The sequence below is a fragment of the Streptomyces subrutilus genome (genome assembly GCF_001746425.1).
Taxonomy (GTDB): Bacteria; Actinomycetota; Actinomycetes; order Streptomycetales; family Streptomycetaceae; genus Streptomyces; species Streptomyces subrutilus_A.
Genome location: NZ_MEHK01000001.1, coordinates 2,769,702 through 2,785,581 on the forward strand (window position 1 = coordinate 2,769,702; position 15,880 = coordinate 2,785,581).

Genomic DNA, 15,880 nt, shown 5'->3' on the forward strand with positions numbered 1-15,880 from the left:
ACCGGTCAGTCGCGCGTCTCCCCCAAGGGCCATACGTACGGGCCCTGTGGGTCGTCGAGCCACGCCCACTGCCCCTCGCCGCTGACGGTGACCCCGAAGCGCTCGCGGGCCGGCCGGTCCTCGCGGCGCCACAGGTCCAGGGCCTCGCGGGGGTGCAGGACGCCCTCGGTCAGCACGAGCATGAACTGGAAGCGCTCGTTCTCCACCAGCTCGTACGGGAGCCCGTGCGGCGCCGCGCCGCCCGGATCGCGCGGCGGCCGGGCCGCCGTGGCCCCGCGCAGCGGGACGAAGTACGCCGGGTTGTGCAGGAAGCGGCCCTCGGCGAAGCCGGGGTCGCGGACGGTGAGCGCGATCAGCCCGGTCGACAGCGGAGCCAGGATCCGCGCCCCGGGCCGGCACTGGGCCGTCCAGGCGTGCGGGACCATCGGCAGCGCGCAGGTCACCAGGATCCGGTCGAACGGGGCCCGGGCGGGGCAGCCGCGCGCCCCGTCCCCGGTGACCACCAGCGGGTGGTAGCCGAGCTCGGCCAGGTGCGTCCGCGCGGACTCGGTGATCTCCTCGTCGAGGTCCACGGTGGTGACGAGGTCCTCGCCGAGCCGGTGGCAGAGCAGGGCGGCGTTGTAGCCGGTGCCCGCCCCGATCTCCAGCACGTTGTCGCCGTCGCGCACCTCCAGCGCCCGCAGCATCTTCGCCATCAGGGAGGGCTGGCTGCTGGAGGAGACGAGTTCTCCGTCGCGCAGCCGGGTCGCGAGCGGGGTGTCGGCGTAGACCCCGCGCAGCCAGCGGGCCCGCACCTCGGGATCGGGATCCTGCCCCCAGAGCCGCTCGTGGCCGGCTCCGCGGCCGGTCCAGAAGTAGGGGACGAAGACGTGCCGGGGCACGGCCGCGAAGGCCGCCTGCCAGGCCGGGTCGTCCAGCACCCCGGCGGCGGTCAGCTCCCGCACCTGGGCGGCGTGCGCGGTCTCGCGCAGGTCCCGTAGCCCGGTGGTGCGTGCGGTGTGTGCGGCCATGCCTCCACTGTCCTGCGCGCGGCCGCCGCGGGCGAGCGCGGAGGGTCCTAGGACCCGGGTCCTCCGTCCGGGTGTCTGAGACGATGGTCGGGTGAATGAGATTCCGCGGGGCACGCTTCAGGAGCAGACCTTTTACGAGCAGGTGGGCGGCGAGGAGACCTTCCGCCGTCTCGTCCGGCGCTTCTACCAGGGGGTCGCCGAGGATCCGCTGCTGCGCCCGATGTACCCGGAGGAGGACCTCGGTCCGGCCGAGGAGCGGTTCGCGCTGTTCCTGATGCAGTACTGGGGCGGTCCGACCACCTACAGCGAGCACCGCGGGCACCCGCGCCTGCGGATGCGGCACGCCCCGTTCCAGGTGGACGCGGCGGCGCACGACGCCTGGCTGCGCCACATGCGGGTGGCGCTGGACGAGCTGGGTCTGGCCCCGGAGCACGAGGCCCAGCTGTGGAAGTACCTGACGTACGCCGCCGCCTCGATGATCAACACGGCGGGCTAGCGGACCGCGGGGTTCAGACCGGCCGGACCTGGAGGGCGCCCAGGCCGGCGGCGTTGCCGGGGCGGCGCATGGCGACGGAGCCGTACGGGGTGCGCAGGCGCAGCCAGCTCCCGGCGGCGAGCAGGGCCACCGGGGCGGGGTCCTGGGGGGCCGGGGCGGCGGCGGGCACGGTGGACCGTACGGGCCGCAGGAAGCCCAGGGACTGGGCGGCGTGCACGGCGCGCAGCGGCAGCTCGGTGTCCCCCAGGGTGCGGGACCAGATCTCGCGGCCGATGCGGTCGCGCTCGGAGCGGGTCCGGTGCTGCGCGGGCAGGGCCTCGTCGCGGGCGCGGAACTCGGCGACGGCGCCCGCCACGGCCGCCCGCATCTCCTGGAGTCCGGGCAGTCCGGGCAGCTGCCGCCAGCCGCCGCGGGGCGGGAGCACCCCGGCCCAGGGCGGGCCGGTGACCGGTCCGGGCACGGCGGCCTCGGCCGCGGCCTCGTCCACCGATTCCAGGAGCTCGCCGGCCGAGACGGTCAGGTCCAGCGGCGTGGCGAGGGGCGCGGCGAGCCGCACCGTGCGCACGGCCAGGACCTCGAAGGACGGCGGCCTTCCGAAGACGGCGAGCGCGCCGCCGCCGGCCTGGAGCCGGACGGCGGCGGCGCGGTCGTAGTGCACCAGCCGGCCCAGGAAGGCGGCGAGGTCCGCCGCCTCCCCGGAGTCGGCGAAGTGCAGCCGTTCGCTCATGCCGCGAGGCGTCCTTCCGAGCGGGCCGACGGCGTGCCCGGCTCGTCGAGGTACTTCTCGAGGAAGTGCCTCTCCTCGGCCGTGATGCGGCGGGGCCGCCCCTCGGCGAGGTTGTAGGGCACGACCACCGTCGAGGCGCGCACGTAGACCTTCTCGGGCGCGTCGTCGGTCGCCTCGTCCTTGACCTCGTAGCCGATGGTCAGGGACGCGGCGCCGATCCGGGTCACCCAGGATTCGATGAGCACCGGCTCGTGCCGGTGCACGAGGGGCAGCTTGTAGTCGATCTCGTGGCGGGCCACGACCGACCCGCCCGTGAAGGACTCGCTGCCCTCCCCCGGCGCCAGCCGGAACATGAAGTCGATCCTCGCCTCCTCCAGGTAGCGGAGGAAGACCACGTTGTTCACGTGGCCGAAGGAGTCCATGTCCGACCAGCGCAGGGGGCACCGGTAGTGGTGTCTTGCCATGGTGCGGGCCTCAGCCTCGGGTGAGCTTCTTGTAGGTGGCACGGTGCGGACGGGCCGCGTCCGGGCCCAGACGCTCGATCTTGTTCTTCTCGTACGACTCGAAGTTGCCCTCGAACCAGTACCACTTCGAGTCGCCCTCGTACGCCAGGATGTGCGTGGCGACCCGGTCGAGGAACCAGCGGTCGTGGGAGATGACCACGGCCGCGCCGGGGAACTCGAGGAGCGCGTTCTCGAGCGAGGACAGGGTCTCGACATCGAGGTCGTTGGTGGGCTCGTCGAGGAGCAGCAGGTTGCCGCCCTCCTTGAGCGTCAGCGCCAGGTTGAGGCGGTTGCGCTCACCGCCGGACAGGACGCCGGCCGGCTTCTGCTGGTCCGGGCCCTTGAAGCCGAAGGCGCTGACGTACGCGCGGGAGGGCATCTCGACCTGGCCCACGTTGATGTAGTCCAGCTCGTCCGACACGACCGCCCAGAGGGTCTTCTTGGGGTCGATGTTGGCGCGGGACTGGTCGACGTAGGAGATCTTGACGGTCTCGCCGACCTTGATGGCGCCGGAGTCCGGCGTCTCCAGGCCCTGGATCATCTTGAAGAGCGTGGTCTTGCCGGCGCCGTTGGGGCCGATGATGCCCACGATGCCGTTGCGCGGCAGCGTGAAGGACAGGTCGTCGATGAGGACCTTGTCGCCGAACGCCTTCGAGAGGTTGTTGACCTCGACCACGATCGAGCCCAGACGGGGGCCCGGCGGGATCTGGATCTCCTCGAAGTCGAGCTTGCGCATCTTGTCCGCCTCGGCCGCCATCTCCTCGTAGCGGGCCAGGCGGGCCTTGGACTTGGTCTGACGCCCCTTGGCGTTGGACCGCACCCACTCCAGCTCTTCCTTGAGGCGCTTCTGGCGCTTCTCGTCCTTGCGGCCCTCGACCTTGAGGCGGGTGGCCTTCTTCTCCAGGTAGGTGGAGTAGTTGCCCTCGTACGGGTGGGCACGGCCGCGGTCGAGCTCGAGGATCCACTCGGCGACGTTGTTCAGGAAGTACCGGTCGTGGGTCACGGCCACGACGGCGCCCTTGTACTGCGAGAGGTGCTGCTCCAGCCAGTTCACCGACTCGGCGTCGAGGTGGTTGGTGGGCTCGTCGAGGAGGAGCAGGTCCGGGGCCTCGATCAGCAGCTTGCACAGCGCCACGCGGCGCTTCTCGCCACCGGAGAGGTTGGTGACGGGCCAGTCGCCGGGCGGGCAGCCCAGGGCGTCCATGGCCTGCTCCAGCTGGGCGTCGAGGTCCCAGGCGTTGGAGTGGTCCAGGTCGTCCTGGAGCTTGCCCATCTCGTCCATGAGGGCGTCGGTGTACTCGACGCCCATCAGCTCGGCGACCTCGTTGAAGCGCTTGAGCTTCTTCATGGTCTCGGCGGCGCCGTCCTGGACGTTCTCCAGGACGGTCTTCGACTCGTCGAGCTTCGGCTCCTGCATGAGGATGCCGACGGTGAAGCCGGGCGACAGGAAGGCGTCGCCGTTGGACGGCTGCTCCAGGCCCGCCATGATCTTCAGAACGGTGGACTTGCCGGCACCGTTCGGGCCGACCACACCGATCTTCGCGCCGGGCAGGAAGTTCAGGGTGACGTCATCAAGAATCACCTTGTCGCCGTGCGCCTTGCGCGTCTTGCGCATGGTGTAGATGAACTCAGCCAAGAGAAACCGTCCGGCAGATCGATGGGTGGGCAGATACACCCCATCTTGCCAGCCGTCCATACCTGCGGGCGAATGGGTAGTCGCGTCCTGCGGCCCGGGGCCGTCCCGGGGCCCCCGTGCGGGGGCCGTCAGGGGGTCGTCAGGGGGTCGTCAGGGGGTCGTCAGGGGGTGCGGGCGGTAGACGGTCAGGGCGTCGGGGAGCGAGTCCAGGACCAGGGCGGCGGGGGCCTTGGCGTACTCGCCGTCGTAGGCGAACGGGGTGCCCGGCGGGATGTCGTCGATCCGCAGGCTGCGCAGCCGGGTGGCCGCGTGGACCGGGGAGCGGGTCAGCGGGCCGGCGAGGGCGGCGGCGAGCAGGCGGGGGCCGGGGCGGCCGCCGCCGTGGACGAGCCGTAGGTCCAGCAGGCCCTCGCCCAGGTTGTCGCGGCGGCGGGGGGTCGGGCCGGTCCCGTGGTAGGTGCCGTTGCCCGCGAAGAGCAGCCAGACGCTGCGGGGCCGTCCGGCCGGGCGCAGCCGCACGGGGCGCTGGGCGTTCAGCACCCGCCAGGCCGCCAGCAGGGCGGCGGGGCCGCTGCCGATGCGCGGGGCCCAGCGCAGGCGGTGGCGCAGCAGCTCCGGGTAGGCGCCGATGCTGAAGTTGTTCAGGAAGTAGCCGGGCCGGCCGTCGTCCGGGCCGGGGGTGAAGCGGCCCACGCCGATGTGGACGGCGTCGCCGTCGGCCACGGCGCGGCAGGTGTCGTCGATTCCGGCGAGGCCGAGGTCCATCGCGAAGTGGTTGAGGCTGCCGCCGGGGAAGACGGCGAGCGGCAGCCCGGCGCGCAGGGCGGCGGTGGCGGCCGCGTTGACGGTGCCGTCGCCTCCGCAGACCCCGAGGACGGTGGCGCGGGAGGCCGCGGACTCCAGGGCGGCGGAGAGCTCCGGGCCGGTGCACTCGATCACCTCGGCCTCGGGGAGCCGGGTGCGCAGCACGTCGAGGCCGGCGGTGGTGGCGGTGCCCGACGTGGTGTTGACCACCACGATGAGGCCGGCCCCGTCGGGCAGCGCGGGCGCGCCGACGGCGGCCCGCTCGGCGCCCGGCACGACCCTGGCCTCCTTGGCGTCGCGGGCGATCCGGTCCACGACCAGGCCCGCGACCACGCCGAGCGCCGCGCCCGCGAGCACGTCGGAGGGGTAGTGGACGCCGGTGTACACGCGGGAGAAGGCCACGGACGCGGCCACCGGGGCCAGGGCGGCTCCCAGGGCCGGGGACTCCAGAGCGAGCCCGGCGGTGAAGGCGAAGGCAGAGGCGGAGTGCCCGGACGGGAAGGAGGTGGTCTGCGGCTGCGTCGCCAGCCGCCGCACGGCGGGCACGCCGTCCAGCAGCGGCCGCGGGCGGCGTACGGACCACTTGCCGACGGTGTTGATGGTCGCGGAGGCCAGCGCCAGCGAGGCGGCCCCGCGGACGGCGGCCTTGCGGGTCCGGGCCGACCCGAAGGCGGCGAGCGTGAGGGCGGCCCCGCCCCACAGCACTCCGTGGTTCGCGGCCCGCCCGAGCCTGGGCAGCACCCGGTCGGCGCCCGGCCAGTGCCGCCGGGCCACCATGTCGAACAGCTGCCGGTCCCACCGCGCGACCGCACCCTGCCAGGTCAACTCCTGATCCGCCATGATCCTGCGCCTACCCCGGCCCCGACCGGAGAATCGACCCATTCCGCTAGTGGTTCTCCTCGTCCAGGGGGCGCTTGCGGAGCAGGAGGACCACCAGGCCGCCGAGGACCACCAGGCCCACCGCCAGGGAGGCGATGACCGGGGTGGCCGCCGAGCTGCCGCTGGAGGCCAGCCGCTCCTCGTCCGGGGAGGCCGGGGAGGCCGGGGTGCTCCGGCCGGTCTGGGCGGCCGGGCCGCTCTGGTCGGCGGGCTGGATGCCCGGCTGCTGCCCGGCCTCGGCGGTGGCGGGTTGGACCGCCGGGGGCTCCGGCCAGAGGGCCGTGGCCCGGGCCGCCGCCGCGGACTCGCTGGAGCCCGCCACGATCTGCGCCTGCGCCGGCACCCCGCTGGTGAAGACCCGCCCGACCGGAACCTTGGTCGCGCCGTGGACGGTGACCGAGGCCGTGCCGTCGGGCGTGCCCGCGGGCACCTCGAAGTACAGCCGGGTGCCGTTGGCGGCGGCGGCCAGCGGCCGCCCCTCGGCGTCCACCACCCGCACGCCCATCGCGACGGCCGCCGCGTCGGGGACGACGGACACGCTCCGCGCCCCGGTCCGCACGGTCACCGGCCCGAGCCGGGTGCCGACGGCCCCGTACACGTCGCCCGGGTCCAGCCCCAGCGAGGCCGGCGGTTCGGGCAGCTGCCCGGCCTCCCGCTGGAGGTAGTCGGCCAGTTTCTCCGCCGCCGGGTCCGCGGCCTCGACCCGGGCCCCCTCGGACAGCCGCCAGATCGCCACCTGGGTGCCCGCCGCCGCGCTCTCCGCGGTCAGCGCACCGGCCCCGGCCGCCTCGGCGAGCCCGGCCAGATCGTTCAGCTGCGGATAGGAGTGCTCCAGGACCCATCGGATGCGGCCCGCCTCCCGCTTCCCCGCGAGCGGGCTGCCGCCCCAGCCGCTCTCCGTGTAGCGGGACTGGGGCTGTGCGTGGCCCTCCACCCCCCCCCCGTACGTCTGCAGCATCCCCCCGCCGTCGACCCGCATCTCGTAGAGCCCGGCCGGGATGTGCCGGACGGACCCGTCCCCGGAGTGGAGGACGGCCTGCCCGTACGTCTTCAGCCCGTCGAGCACGGCGCTCGCACCCTCCGGTGCCCGGGCCGCCGCCGGGCCGGAGTCGGCCGCCGCCCGGGCTCCGGGCGCGGCGCTGAGGGCGGCCGCCGCCAGCAGGGCCACGGCCAGGGGGCGCCGCGCGGCGCCCCGTACGGCGGTGGCCGGCGGGACGGCATGAGGAACGGGGTGGGGAACAGGAGGAGGAACAGGACGAGGAGCAGAAGCGGAACCGGGGACAGCGCCGGGACCGGAGCCGGGAACAGGAACGGGAACAGCAGCAGGAGTGGAATCGGGAGCGGAGGATGCGGGAACGGCAATCGACACAGTCTTCCCCTTCGGGCCAAAGACCCAGGTGCCCGTGAGTACCGGGGAATCCTAACCGCCTCGAACACTCAGACCACCGCCGCCTTCTGAGTGGTCATCAGCGGCGTCTCGGTCTTGACGACCCGGCGGAACGCGGCCGTGCCCCGGTTCAGGTCGTGCCCGATGGCCGTCGCGTCGATCTCGGCCGAGACCCACCGGTGCCCCTCCCCGTCGGGCGGGTCCTCCCGCACCCGCAGCCGCCCGTGCACCACCAGGGGTTCGCCCACCGCCACGGAACCCGCCAGGTTCACCGCCAGGGTGCGCCGCGCCCAGACGGTGTAGAAGCTGGTGGTCCCGTCCGTCCAGGCCTCTTTGCGCCGGTCGAAGTACCGCGGCGTCACGGCGAAGCGGAACCTCGCCGACGGCCCGTTCGGCGTCTCCTTGTAGTCGACCTGCGTGGCCACGTGTCCCACCAGCGTCACCAGAGTGTCGTTCATCCCGGCCGCCCTCCCCCGCGATACGTACCCGTACGGACCGTCCGCACGAGGTACGCACCATGGTGGAGCCGGCCGCCGACCCCCGCTCCGGCCTGTGGATTACTGGCGGGTTGTGGACAACCTCGTCCCCCCTGCGGCGACGGCGGCGTACTGCTCGCGCACCTCCCGGTAGCGCAGCAGCTCCGCGGCCACCGGCTCCAGCACCCGGGCCCGCCCGCACCCGGCGGCCGCCTGCCGCAGCCTGCGCTCCGCGTCCTGCCCGTACCTGCGCGCCGGGCCGCGCGCCGCGATCGAGCAGGCCCACTCCACCAGCGGCCCGCCGACGATGCCCGCCACCATGAACAGCACGGGCGGCATCAGCTGCGGCTCGAGGATCCCGATGATCTGCCCCAGCAGCCACAGCCCGCCGTAGACCTGCAGCAGGGTCATCGCGGCCTGCGCCAGCACCGCCGCCGGCCACCACGTGGGCCGCGGCGGCTTGACGCTCGGCACCGCGACCGCCGCCCCGAGGGTCACCGCCAGCTCGTCCAGGGCCTCGGGGAGGTGTTCGGCGCCGCGCACCGCCGTCTCCCGTACCGCCTGGGCCCAGGGTTCGGGCAGGCCGGTGACCGCCTCGTCGGCGACCGCCCGTACCGCCTGCTCCACGCGCTGGCGCGCGGTCACCTCCGCCTCGACCGGTGGCTCGGCGACCGACGCGCCCCGGCCGCCGATCGCCGCGAGCGCGGCCAGCCCCGACAGGGTGCGCGGGGCGCGGCGGCTCTCGTACCACCGCCACAGCCGCAGCCACGGCGTCCCGCAGGCCTTTCCGGCGTTGCGCCGCCAGGCCCGCTCGGCGGCGAGCCCTGCCGCGTAGGCCCCGACCGCCTCGGCCAGCCGGTCCTCGAACTCGGCGCGCGCCGTCTCCCCGATCTCGGGCCCGGCGTGCCCGTCGGCCACGTACAGCGGCCGCAGGCGCACGGCCGCGCGGTCGACGTCGGCGGAGATCCGGCGGGTCGCGGCGCCCTTCTCCTGGGTGAACTGTCCCAGCAGCTCCCGCAGTTCCCCGACGCCCTCGCCGGTCAGCGCGGACAGGCCCAGCACGGTGGCACCGGGTTCGCCGTGCTCGCCGAGCGCGATGCCGTCCTCGTCGAGGAGCCGGCGCAGGTCGTCCAGGACGAGGTCGACGGCGTCCCCCGGCAGCCGGTCCACCTGGTTGAGCACGACGAAGGTCACCTCCGCGTGTCCGGCCAGCGGGCGCAGGTACCGCTCGTGGAGCACGGCGTCCGCGTACTTCTCCGGGTCGACCACCCACACCACCGCGTCGACGAGCGCCAGGACGCGGTCCACGTGGTCGCGGTGCGCGCCGACCGCCGAGTCGAGGTCGGGCAGGTCGACGAGGACCATCCCGCGCAGCGCCTCGGCCTCCGAGGTCTCGCGGGGGCGGCGGCGCAGCCGTCCGGGGATCTCCAGCCGGTCCAGCAGTCCGGCCGCGCCGTCCGACCAGCTGCACGCGATGGGGGCGGCGGTGGTGGGGCGGCGCAGCCCCGTTTCCGAAATCTGCACCCCGGCGAGTGAATTGAACAGCGTGGACTTGCCGCTTCCGGTGGCTCCGGCGATGGCGACGACCGTGTGCTGCGGCGACAGTCCGCGCCGTGCGGCCGCCTCGTCCAGGACCCGGCCGGCCTCGGCGAGGGTCTTGCCGTCGAGCCGGGTCCGGGACAGCCCCACCAGCTGGCGCAGGGCGTCGAGGCGCAGGCGCAGGGCCTGCCCCTCGGGGCTGAGCGGGGGCGCGGCCGACTTGCCGCCGTCGCTGCCGGCGCCGGAGACGGCCCGTACGAGCGCGTCGTCGCCCTCGTCGCCGCCGTCGCCGTCGAGGCCGTCGAGGCCGTCATCCGCGGTGGACTCGGCGGCCTTGGGGCGCGAGCGCGCGATGAGCCCGTCGTCCCATCGGTCCTCGGCGCGGTCGGCGAGGGAAGTCACCGCGTCACCTCTCCTTCTGCAGTAGGGACAGCGCGGCGATCAGTTCGGCCTGGGGTTCCGGGGTCACCTCGAGGGCCTCCAGCGGGGCGAGCCGGCGGTCGCGTTCGGCGCGCAGCACCTGGTCGAGGTGGTCGCCGACCAGCTCCCCGCCCCGGTCGCGCAGCCGCAGCGCGGCCTGGGCCCCGATCCGTTCGGCGAGCTTCTCGCCGGCGGGGCGGGCCCGCTTGCCGCCGAGGAGGGCGGCCACGAGCAGGGCCGCGACCGCGTCCGGGTCGGGCGCCGGCTGCCGGTCGAGCGCGGCGACCTCCTCCTCGGCGAGCTCCTCCAGTACGCGCCGCCAGCGCCGTACGGCCATGCCGATGCGCTCCCCCGCCTCCCGGTCGGGGGTGGGCAGGGGCACCGCGCCGGCGGCCGGCTCGCGCCGCCAGGCGTCGGCGATGCGCTCGTCGGCGGCGGCGACGGCGCACTGGAGCAGCGCGGCGAGGGATTCGGCGAGCGAGTCGAGCAGTTCGTCGGCGCTCGTGTCGAGGGGGTAGCCGCGCCAGCGGGTCAGGGCGTCCCCGGCGAGTACGGCGCCCTGGTCGAGGCGGTTGCGCACGCGCCGGCCCTCCCGCTTGAACGCGTCCTCCACGGCCGAGGTCAGCCGTACGGCGGCGGCGTGCTGGGCGGCGACGGCGGAGGCGAGTTCGGGCATCCGGCGGCCGAGGGAGTCCAGCGCGCCGAGCGCGGTGCGCCCGACGGCGTACTGGCGGGCGGCGGGGTCCTGCGCGTGGTGGGCGAGCCAGGCGTAGAGCGGCGCGACGGCGCTGGCCGGAAGCAGTCCGCCGCCGCCCGCGGACTCGGGGAGTTCGGGGACGGTGAAGCGCGGCACCTCGCCCAGCCCGGCCCGGGTGAGCAGGGCCCCGTGCTGGCGGGAGACCTCGGCGAGCACCTGGTGCGGGACCCGGTCCAGGACGATGACCAGGGTGGCCTTGTACTGCTTGGCGGTGCGCAGCAGGTGCCAGGGGACGGCGTCGGCGTACCGGGAGGCGGTGGTGACCATCACCCAGACGTCGGCCGCGCAGATGAGTTGGGCGGCCAGGGTCCGGTTCTCGACCACGAGGGAGTCGATGTCGGGGGCGTCGAGGAGGGCGAGTCCGCGGGGCAGGGTGGAGACGGTCTCGATCCGCATCTCGTGGGTGGCCTGCCCGTGCCCGGGGCTCCGGTCGCGGCCGCGGGGCGCGGGGGCGGGCTCCTCCTCCCCGGGCGGGACCCAGACCCGCATCAGATCGGGCAGCACCCGCATCCCGGCGAACCAGTGATGATCATCCGGATGGCAGACAAGCACCGGTGTGCGGGTCGTGGGGCGCAGCACCCCGGCCTCGCTGACCTGTCGTCCGACGAGGGAGTTGACGAGGGTGGACTTACCGGCTCCGGTGGACCCGCCGACGACGGCGAGCATCGGCGCCTCGGGCGCCTTCAGCCGGGGTACCAGGTAGTCGTCGAGCTGCGCGAGCAGCTCGGCTCTGGTCTGGCGGGCGCGCGGAGCGCCGGGCAGGGGCAGCGGCAGACGCACGGACGCGACCCGGTCGCGCAGGGCGGACAGGGCATCGAGCAGCTGAGGCCGAACATCCAAGGTCACCACATGCGAAGAATGCCCAATTTGGGACCATTTTTGAAGCTTATACGTCCTCTGCGCGCCGAGCGCGACTCCACCGGGACATCCTGGACACGGCGGACGAGTGGGGCGCAGGCATAACGAGTGCACAACACCCACGGCGCCGCGGCGCAAAAGCGGTGCGCGAATCGCACCTGCCTGCGATTATCGGGACCGCTTCACCGAACCTCCACATCGTGGCACGCGAGTGAAGCAACCGGGACAAGGTGATCGGAGCCCTATCCTTGACCCGGCACGGACCGCAGTCCCACCCCCACCGGGGGCTCCAGGCCCAGCCAGGGTCACCTTCCGGCCCCCGTAGCTCAGTGGATAGAGCAGGTGCCTTCTAAGCACTTGGCCGCAGGTTCGAGTCCTGCCGGGGGCACTTTTTCTCCACCGCCGCAAACCCTCCCCCAGGGAGGGCTTTTGTGCGGGTCGCAGGAGCTTGGGGCGGCCGGGGTAGCGCCGCCGTAGCCGCCGTGCGCACAGCGGGTCAGCGGGGTCCCGCGGTGTGGGCGTGGTCCGTGTGGGCCTCTCGGTGCATGCCCGTGCACAGGGCCCAGACGATGAAGATGTTGACGGCGACCAGCACCAGGGCCCACAAGGGGTAGTACGGGATCCACAGGAAGTTGGCGATCGCGCCCAGGCCGGCGACGGCGACGCCGAACAGGCGCGCCCACAGGGCCCCGCTGATCACGGCGCAGCCGGCGAAGACCAGGATGACGCCCAGGATGAGGTGGACCCAGCCCCAGCCCGCCAGGCTGAACTCGAAGACGTAGTGGCGCGTCGCGAGGAACAGGTCGTCCTTGGCGATGGCCGCGATGCCCTCGAAGATCGCCATCACGCCGCCGAAGAGCATCAGCGCCGCGGCCAGGATGGTGGTGCCGGACGTGGGCGCGTGCCAGGGGCGCGCGTGCGGGTCGTTTCCGGGGGGCCTGCTGTGGTCACTGGCCATTTCGACCTCCATGGTTTGGGGAGCCGGCCGGCCTCAGACCAGGAGCTTCTGCTTCGCGCGGTCGAACTCCTCCTGGCTGATGTCGCCCTTGTCCTTCAGGGCCGAGAGCTTGTGGAGTTCGTCGACCGGACTCGCGGACGGGCCCGCCGCCTTGCGGACGTACTGCTGGAAGGCCGCTTCCTGTTCCTTCACCTGTTTCACCTCGCGCTCGCCCATGCTGCGGCCGCGGAAGATGAGGTAGATGAACACGCCGATGTAGGGCAGCAGGAGGACCAGGACCAGCCAGGCCGCCCTCTCCCAGCCGTTCAGGCTGTGGTCGCGGAAGATGTCCGTCACCACCTTGAACAGCAGGAAGAACCACATCACCCATACGAACAGCCACAGCATCGTCCAGAACAGATTCAGCAGCGGGTAATCGTCCATGCCGGGCTCCGATCGTCGGCGTAGATCTTCATTACTACGCCGGGTGCCCGGGGTCCGCACGTCGGAGCCGTCCCGGCCGCCTGCCGGGCGCGCGGCCGGGAGCCCCGGCTAGGAGATCTCCACGACCCTGACGGCCTGGTAGTACAACCACGCGGTGCTGTCGCAGGAGGCGCGGCGGGCGCCCGCGTACAGGGCGCAGACCCTCTTCATGTCCGCGTGGAAGGCCTCGTCGAGGCGGGACTTGGCGGCCGGGTACAGACCCGCCGCCCGATGGTTGCGGTAGCCGAAGTCGTGGCGTGCGCAGGCCCATCGGAAGGGGAAGCCGAAGGGGTTGTCCGGGGAGCCGGTGCAGTGGTCCGTCGACCAGTCGAAGCCGTACGCGGCCCAGGCGGCCTGGTTCCCGCGCGCTGCGGCCCACGCCCCGTAGCTGGCGGAGTCGGCCTGCGTCCAACGGCTCAGCACCTGCGGCTTGTCGGCGGGGACCCCGGGGGCGGCCGAGGCGGCCGACGCGAGGGCGAGCACCGCGGCCGCGGCCGCCGGGGCGAGAGCGGGGACGGTACGGCGGACGGCACGGCGGCGCATGGCATTCCTCGGGACGGGAGGTGGCGGGGCAGGTCGCCCCCGGCCAACTCCCCCGGGCGCCGGATGGTTACTGCCGGCCGCGCCACCCGGTCAGGGCCGTCGCGGCGGCCCGGGCGAAGCCCTCCGGGTTGTCCAGCATGATGTTGTGCCCGCAGTCGGGTACGGACACCACGCGGACCCCCGCCGCTTCCAGGGCTTCGGCGCCCGCGAGCGGGCCGTCCGCCGCGGGCAGCAGGAAGCTGCTCGGAACCTTCAGTGCCAGCAGCTGCTCGCGCACGGTCGGTGCCGTCCCCGCGGCCAGGTGCACGGCACTGCGGTACAGGGCGGTCCGGCCGGCCAGCCGCATGGTCGCCCACCAGTGCGCGCCGGCCCGGTCGCGCACCCGCGCCCAGCCGCCCGCCAGGAACTCCTCCTCGCCGTAGGCGGCGATCCCGCTGCTGCCGGCCGCACCGGGGGCGGGCGTGAGCGGATCCAGGTTGGCGTCGACGAGCACCAGTCGGGACACCAGGTACGGGTGCCGGCCGGCGAGCACGACGGCGACGGACCCGCCCATGCTGTGCGCGATGAACTCGGCGCCCCGCACCCCGGCCTCGGTGAGGGCCGCGGCCAGCGCGTCGGCGTGCGCCTCGAGGGTGTAGGAGAACTCCTCGGGCCGGTCGCTGTACCCGTGGCCCAGCAGGTCCACCAGCAGCGAACGGCGGCCGGCGAGCAGCGGATGGACGGCGCTCGCCGCGAAGTAGCCGGGCGAACTGGCCCCGAGGCCGTGCACATACACGCGGACCGGCTCCTCCCCCGGCAGTTCCACCCAGCGGATCCGGTCGCCCTCCGCCGTGACGGCAGCGCTCCGCACGATCCAACCCCCCTACTCCCGCGTCACTTCCCCGGCATGGTGGGGACGAGGATAGCCAGCGCCGGTCGGCGGCATCCGGCTCGTCTACCCTCGGACGGGTGATCGACCACGTGAACGAGCTCGCCGACGGCACCCCGCGGACCGGCCCGCCCCCCGAGGGCGCGGCCGTGGCCGTGTGGTCCCTGGACACCCGGCGGGAGACGGTCGCCGGGCGCCCGGTCGCCGAGGCCGGGGCGGTACTGGACGCGGACGAACGGGAGCGCGCCGCACGGCTCCTGCGCCCCGCCGACCGGCACCGCTACCTCGCCTCGCACCTGGGCCTGCGCGTGCTGCTCGGCTCGTACCTGGGGCTGGCCCCGCAGGAGGTCGCCCTGGTCCGGGAGACCTGCCCGTGCTGCGGCGGCCCGCACGGCCGTCCCGCCGTGGCGGGCGGCCCGATCCACTTCTCCCTCTCGCACAGCGGTGACGTGGCCTACCTGGCCTTCGCCGGTGTGCCGGTCGGCGTCGACGTGGAGGAGACGCCGAGCCCGGAGGCGCTGGCCGACGTGCTGCCGCTGCTGCACCCGGCCGAGATCGCCGAGCTGAGCGCCCTGCCCGAGGCCGACCGGCCGGCCGGGCTGGCCCGCGTCTGGTGCCGCAAGGAGGCCTGCCTCAAGGCCGAGGGCACGGGGCTCGCCCTGGGCCTGACCGACCCGTACGTCGGCTCCGCCCCGGCCCCGGCCCCCGTCCCGGGCTGGACCCTGCGGGACCTTGCGGCCCCGGCGGACTACGCGGCGGCCCTGGCCGTACGGTCCTGACCGCCCCGCCGCCCCCGGCCGCCCGGGGGTCGGCTGGGCCCGTCGCGCTGCGCGGCCGCGTCCGTCTCGGCGTGGGCCGGCGGCGTCCCGCGCAGGGGGCCCCTGCCGGGCCCCTGCTCGTACGCCTCGTCGCGGCCCTCGTACAGCACCGTGCCCGCCGCGTCCATGAGGCACCGCCCCGCGGCCGGTCCGCCCGCCGCCACCGCCTCGTGGGCGAGGGCCGGGCAGCGGCGCACCGCCTCGGGCCTCCGCCGCCGCACCGCGCCGAAATCCTGCTCCCCGCCTCTCCTCCCCGCATTATCGTGACCGGCATGGACATCCGCCGGGCCCGCACCGCCGCCGAGCTCACCGCCGCCGAGGCGCTCTTCGACGGACCCGCCCGCCAGGACTGGTCCGAGCGGTTCCTGGCCGCCCCGGGGCATCTGATGCTCATCGCCTACGTGGACGGCGTGCCCGCCGGAATGGTCTCCGGCGTCGAGATGGCCCACCCCGACAAGGGCACCGAGATGTGCCTGTACGAGCTCTCCGTGGACGAGGGCTACCGGCGCCGGGGGATCGGCCGCGCCCTGACCCTCGCACTGGCCGAGGAGGCCCAGGCCCGCGGCTGCTACGGCATGTGGGTGGGGGTCGACACGGACAACGAGGCGGCCCTCGCCACCTACACCGCCGCCGGGGCGCGCGACGAGGGCGTCTTCACGATGCGCGGCTGGCCCTTCAACCCGTAACCGCCGCCGAGCGCCGCCGCGCCCGCCGCGCCGGTCGCCCCCGCGGCGGCGTG

Annotated in this window: 17 protein-coding genes and 1 tRNA gene; 4 read left to right on the forward strand and 14 right to left on the reverse strand. The window is 74.3% G+C overall.

What is annotated here, in order from left to right; genetic code table 11:
* Positions 1-5 precede the first annotated feature (5 nt).
* On the reverse strand, positions 6-1,010 hold the full coding sequence (locus tag BGK67_RS13470) for a methyltransferase domain-containing protein (RefSeq protein ID WP_069920318.1): 1,005 nt from the start codon (positions 1,008-1,010) through the stop codon (positions 6-8).
* Positions 1,011-1,101: 91 nt separating this feature from the next.
* Between BGK67_RS13470 and BGK67_RS13475 the strand changes: the two genes are divergently transcribed.
* The gene (locus BGK67_RS13475) at positions 1,102-1,506 is read left to right on the forward strand and encodes a globin (protein ID WP_069920319.1); all 405 of its coding nucleotides are present in this window, start codon (positions 1,102-1,104) and stop codon (positions 1,504-1,506) included.
* A gap of 13 nt (positions 1,507-1,519) precedes the next feature.
* Here the strand turns inward: BGK67_RS13475 and BGK67_RS13480 are convergent, their stop codons facing one another.
* The 8 genes from BGK67_RS13480 to BGK67_RS13515 all read right to left on the reverse strand — a co-directional run bounded on the left by BGK67_RS13480 (position 1,520) and on the right by BGK67_RS13515 (position 11,474).
* Positions 1,520-2,233 (reverse strand): DUF8010 domain-containing protein, encoded by a 714-nt coding sequence (locus tag BGK67_RS13480; protein ID WP_069920320.1) that lies wholly within the window; start codon positions 2,231-2,233, stop codon positions 1,520-1,522.
* The gene (locus BGK67_RS13485) at positions 2,230-2,697 is read right to left on the reverse strand and encodes an acyl-CoA thioesterase (RefSeq protein WP_069920321.1); all 468 of its coding nucleotides are present in this window, start codon (positions 2,695-2,697) and stop codon (positions 2,230-2,232) included. Before BGK67_RS13485 ends, BGK67_RS13480 begins: the two co-directional genes overlap by 4 nt.
* A 10-nt stretch (positions 2,698-2,707) precedes the next feature.
* The gene (ettA, locus tag BGK67_RS13490) at positions 2,708-4,372 is read right to left on the reverse strand and encodes an energy-dependent translational throttle protein EttA (protein ID WP_079154161.1); all 1,665 of its coding nucleotides are present in this window, start codon (positions 4,370-4,372) and stop codon (positions 2,708-2,710) included.
* A gap of 150 nt (positions 4,373-4,522) precedes the next feature.
* A complete protein-coding gene (locus BGK67_RS13495) occupies positions 4,523-6,016 on the reverse strand; it encodes a bifunctional phosphatase PAP2/diacylglycerol kinase family protein (RefSeq protein WP_069920322.1) in 1,494 nt (497 codons plus the stop codon).
* A 46-nt stretch (positions 6,017-6,062) separates the two neighbouring features.
* Positions 6,063-7,223, reverse strand: a complete 1,161-nt coding sequence (locus tag BGK67_RS13500) for a thioester domain-containing protein (RefSeq protein ID WP_244291204.1) — start codon at positions 7,221-7,223, stop codon at positions 6,063-6,065.
* A gap of 269 nt (positions 7,224-7,492) precedes the next feature.
* Positions 7,493-7,900, reverse strand: coding sequence for a single-stranded DNA-binding protein (locus BGK67_RS13505; protein ID WP_069920324.1), 408 nt, complete (start codon positions 7,898-7,900; stop codon positions 7,493-7,495).
* A 99-nt stretch (positions 7,901-7,999) separates the two neighbouring features.
* Positions 8,000-9,859 carry a GTPase gene (locus BGK67_RS13510; RefSeq protein WP_079154163.1) on the reverse strand — a complete coding sequence of 620 codons (1,860 nt, stop codon included), beginning with the start codon at positions 9,857-9,859 and terminating at the stop codon, positions 8,000-8,002.
* A gap of 4 nt (positions 9,860-9,863) precedes the next feature.
* Complete coding sequence (locus tag BGK67_RS13515; RefSeq protein WP_069920325.1) at positions 9,864-11,474, reverse strand: dynamin family protein; 1,611 nt, start codon at positions 11,472-11,474, stop codon at positions 9,864-9,866.
* A gap of 333 nt (positions 11,475-11,807) precedes the next feature.
* On the opposite strand from BGK67_RS13515, the gene BGK67_RS13520 reads away from it, so the two are divergent.
* A tRNA-Arg gene (locus BGK67_RS13520) sits at positions 11,808-11,880 on the forward strand.
* Positions 11,881-11,988: 108 nt separating this feature from the next.
* Here the strand turns inward: BGK67_RS13520 and BGK67_RS13525 are convergent.
* The 4 genes from BGK67_RS13525 to BGK67_RS13540 form a co-directional block, all read right to left on the reverse strand.
* Positions 11,989-12,450 carry a DUF7144 family membrane protein gene (locus tag BGK67_RS13525; protein WP_069920326.1) on the reverse strand — a complete coding sequence of 154 codons (462 nt, stop codon included), beginning with the start codon at positions 12,448-12,450 and terminating at the stop codon, positions 11,989-11,991.
* Between the two features lie 33 nt (positions 12,451-12,483).
* Complete coding sequence (locus BGK67_RS13530; protein ID WP_069920327.1) at positions 12,484-12,873, reverse strand: SHOCT domain-containing protein; 390 nt, start codon at positions 12,871-12,873, stop codon at positions 12,484-12,486.
* A 108-nt stretch (positions 12,874-12,981) separates the two neighbouring features.
* Entirely contained in the window at positions 12,982-13,455 is a 474-nt protein-coding gene (locus tag BGK67_RS13535; protein ID WP_069920328.1) for a phospholipase, read from the reverse strand.
* Between the two features lie 67 nt (positions 13,456-13,522).
* On the reverse strand, positions 13,523-14,305 hold the full coding sequence (locus tag BGK67_RS13540) for an alpha/beta fold hydrolase (protein ID WP_069920329.1): 783 nt from the start codon (positions 14,303-14,305) through the stop codon (positions 13,523-13,525).
* Between the two features lie 98 nt (positions 14,306-14,403).
* On the opposite strand from BGK67_RS13540, the gene BGK67_RS13545 reads away from it, so the two are divergent.
* Positions 14,404-15,102, forward strand: a complete 699-nt coding sequence (locus BGK67_RS13545) for a 4'-phosphopantetheinyl transferase family protein (RefSeq protein ID WP_069920330.1) — start codon at positions 14,404-14,406, stop codon at positions 15,100-15,102.
* On the opposite strand, the gene BGK67_RS13550 is transcribed toward BGK67_RS13545, so the two are convergent.
* On the reverse strand, positions 15,072-15,362 hold the full coding sequence (locus BGK67_RS13550; RefSeq protein WP_069920331.1) for a hypothetical protein: 291 nt from the start codon (positions 15,360-15,362) through the stop codon (positions 15,072-15,074). The genes BGK67_RS13545 and BGK67_RS13550 overlap by 31 nt on opposite strands.
* 51 nt (positions 15,363-15,413) lie before the next feature.
* Here BGK67_RS13550 and BGK67_RS13555 point away from each other — a divergent pair, with 51 nt between their 5' ends.
* Positions 15,414-15,827: a GNAT family N-acetyltransferase gene (locus BGK67_RS13555; protein WP_069920332.1), complete on the forward strand. Its 414-nt coding sequence runs from the start codon at positions 15,414-15,416 to the stop codon at positions 15,825-15,827.
* Positions 15,828-15,880 lie beyond the last annotated feature (53 nt).

Excerpts from the sequence above, each read along its gene's own strand:
- BGK67_RS13470 (WP_069920318.1), bottom strand. The coding sequence starts at position 1,010 with ATGGCCGCACACACCGCACGCACCACCGGGCTACGGGACCTGCGCGAG.
- BGK67_RS13480 (WP_069920320.1), bottom strand. The coding sequence starts at position 2,233 with ATGAGCGAACGGCTGCACTTCGCCGACTCCGGGGAGGCGGCGGACCTC.
- BGK67_RS13485 (WP_069920321.1), bottom strand. The coding sequence starts at position 2,697 with ATGGCAAGACACCACTACCGGTGCCCCCTGCGCTGGTCGGACATGGAC.
- BGK67_RS13495 (WP_069920322.1), bottom strand. The coding sequence starts at position 6,016 with ATGGCGGATCAGGAGTTGACCTGGCAGGGTGCGGTCGCGCGGTGGGAC.
- BGK67_RS13505 (WP_069920324.1), bottom strand. The coding sequence starts at position 7,900 with ATGAACGACACTCTGGTGACGCTGGTGGGACACGTGGCCACGCAGGTC.
- BGK67_RS13525 (WP_069920326.1), bottom strand. The coding sequence starts at position 12,450 with ATGGCCAGTGACCACAGCAGGCCCCCCGGAAACGACCCGCACGCGCGC.
- BGK67_RS13530 (WP_069920327.1), bottom strand. The coding sequence starts at position 12,873 with ATGGACGATTACCCGCTGCTGAATCTGTTCTGGACGATGCTGTGGCTG.
- BGK67_RS13535 (WP_069920328.1), bottom strand. The coding sequence starts at position 13,455 with ATGCGCCGCCGTGCCGTCCGCCGTACCGTCCCCGCTCTCGCCCCGGCG.
- BGK67_RS13555 (WP_069920332.1), top strand. The coding sequence starts at position 15,414 with ATGGACATCCGCCGGGCCCGCACCGCCGCCGAGCTCACCGCCGCCGAG.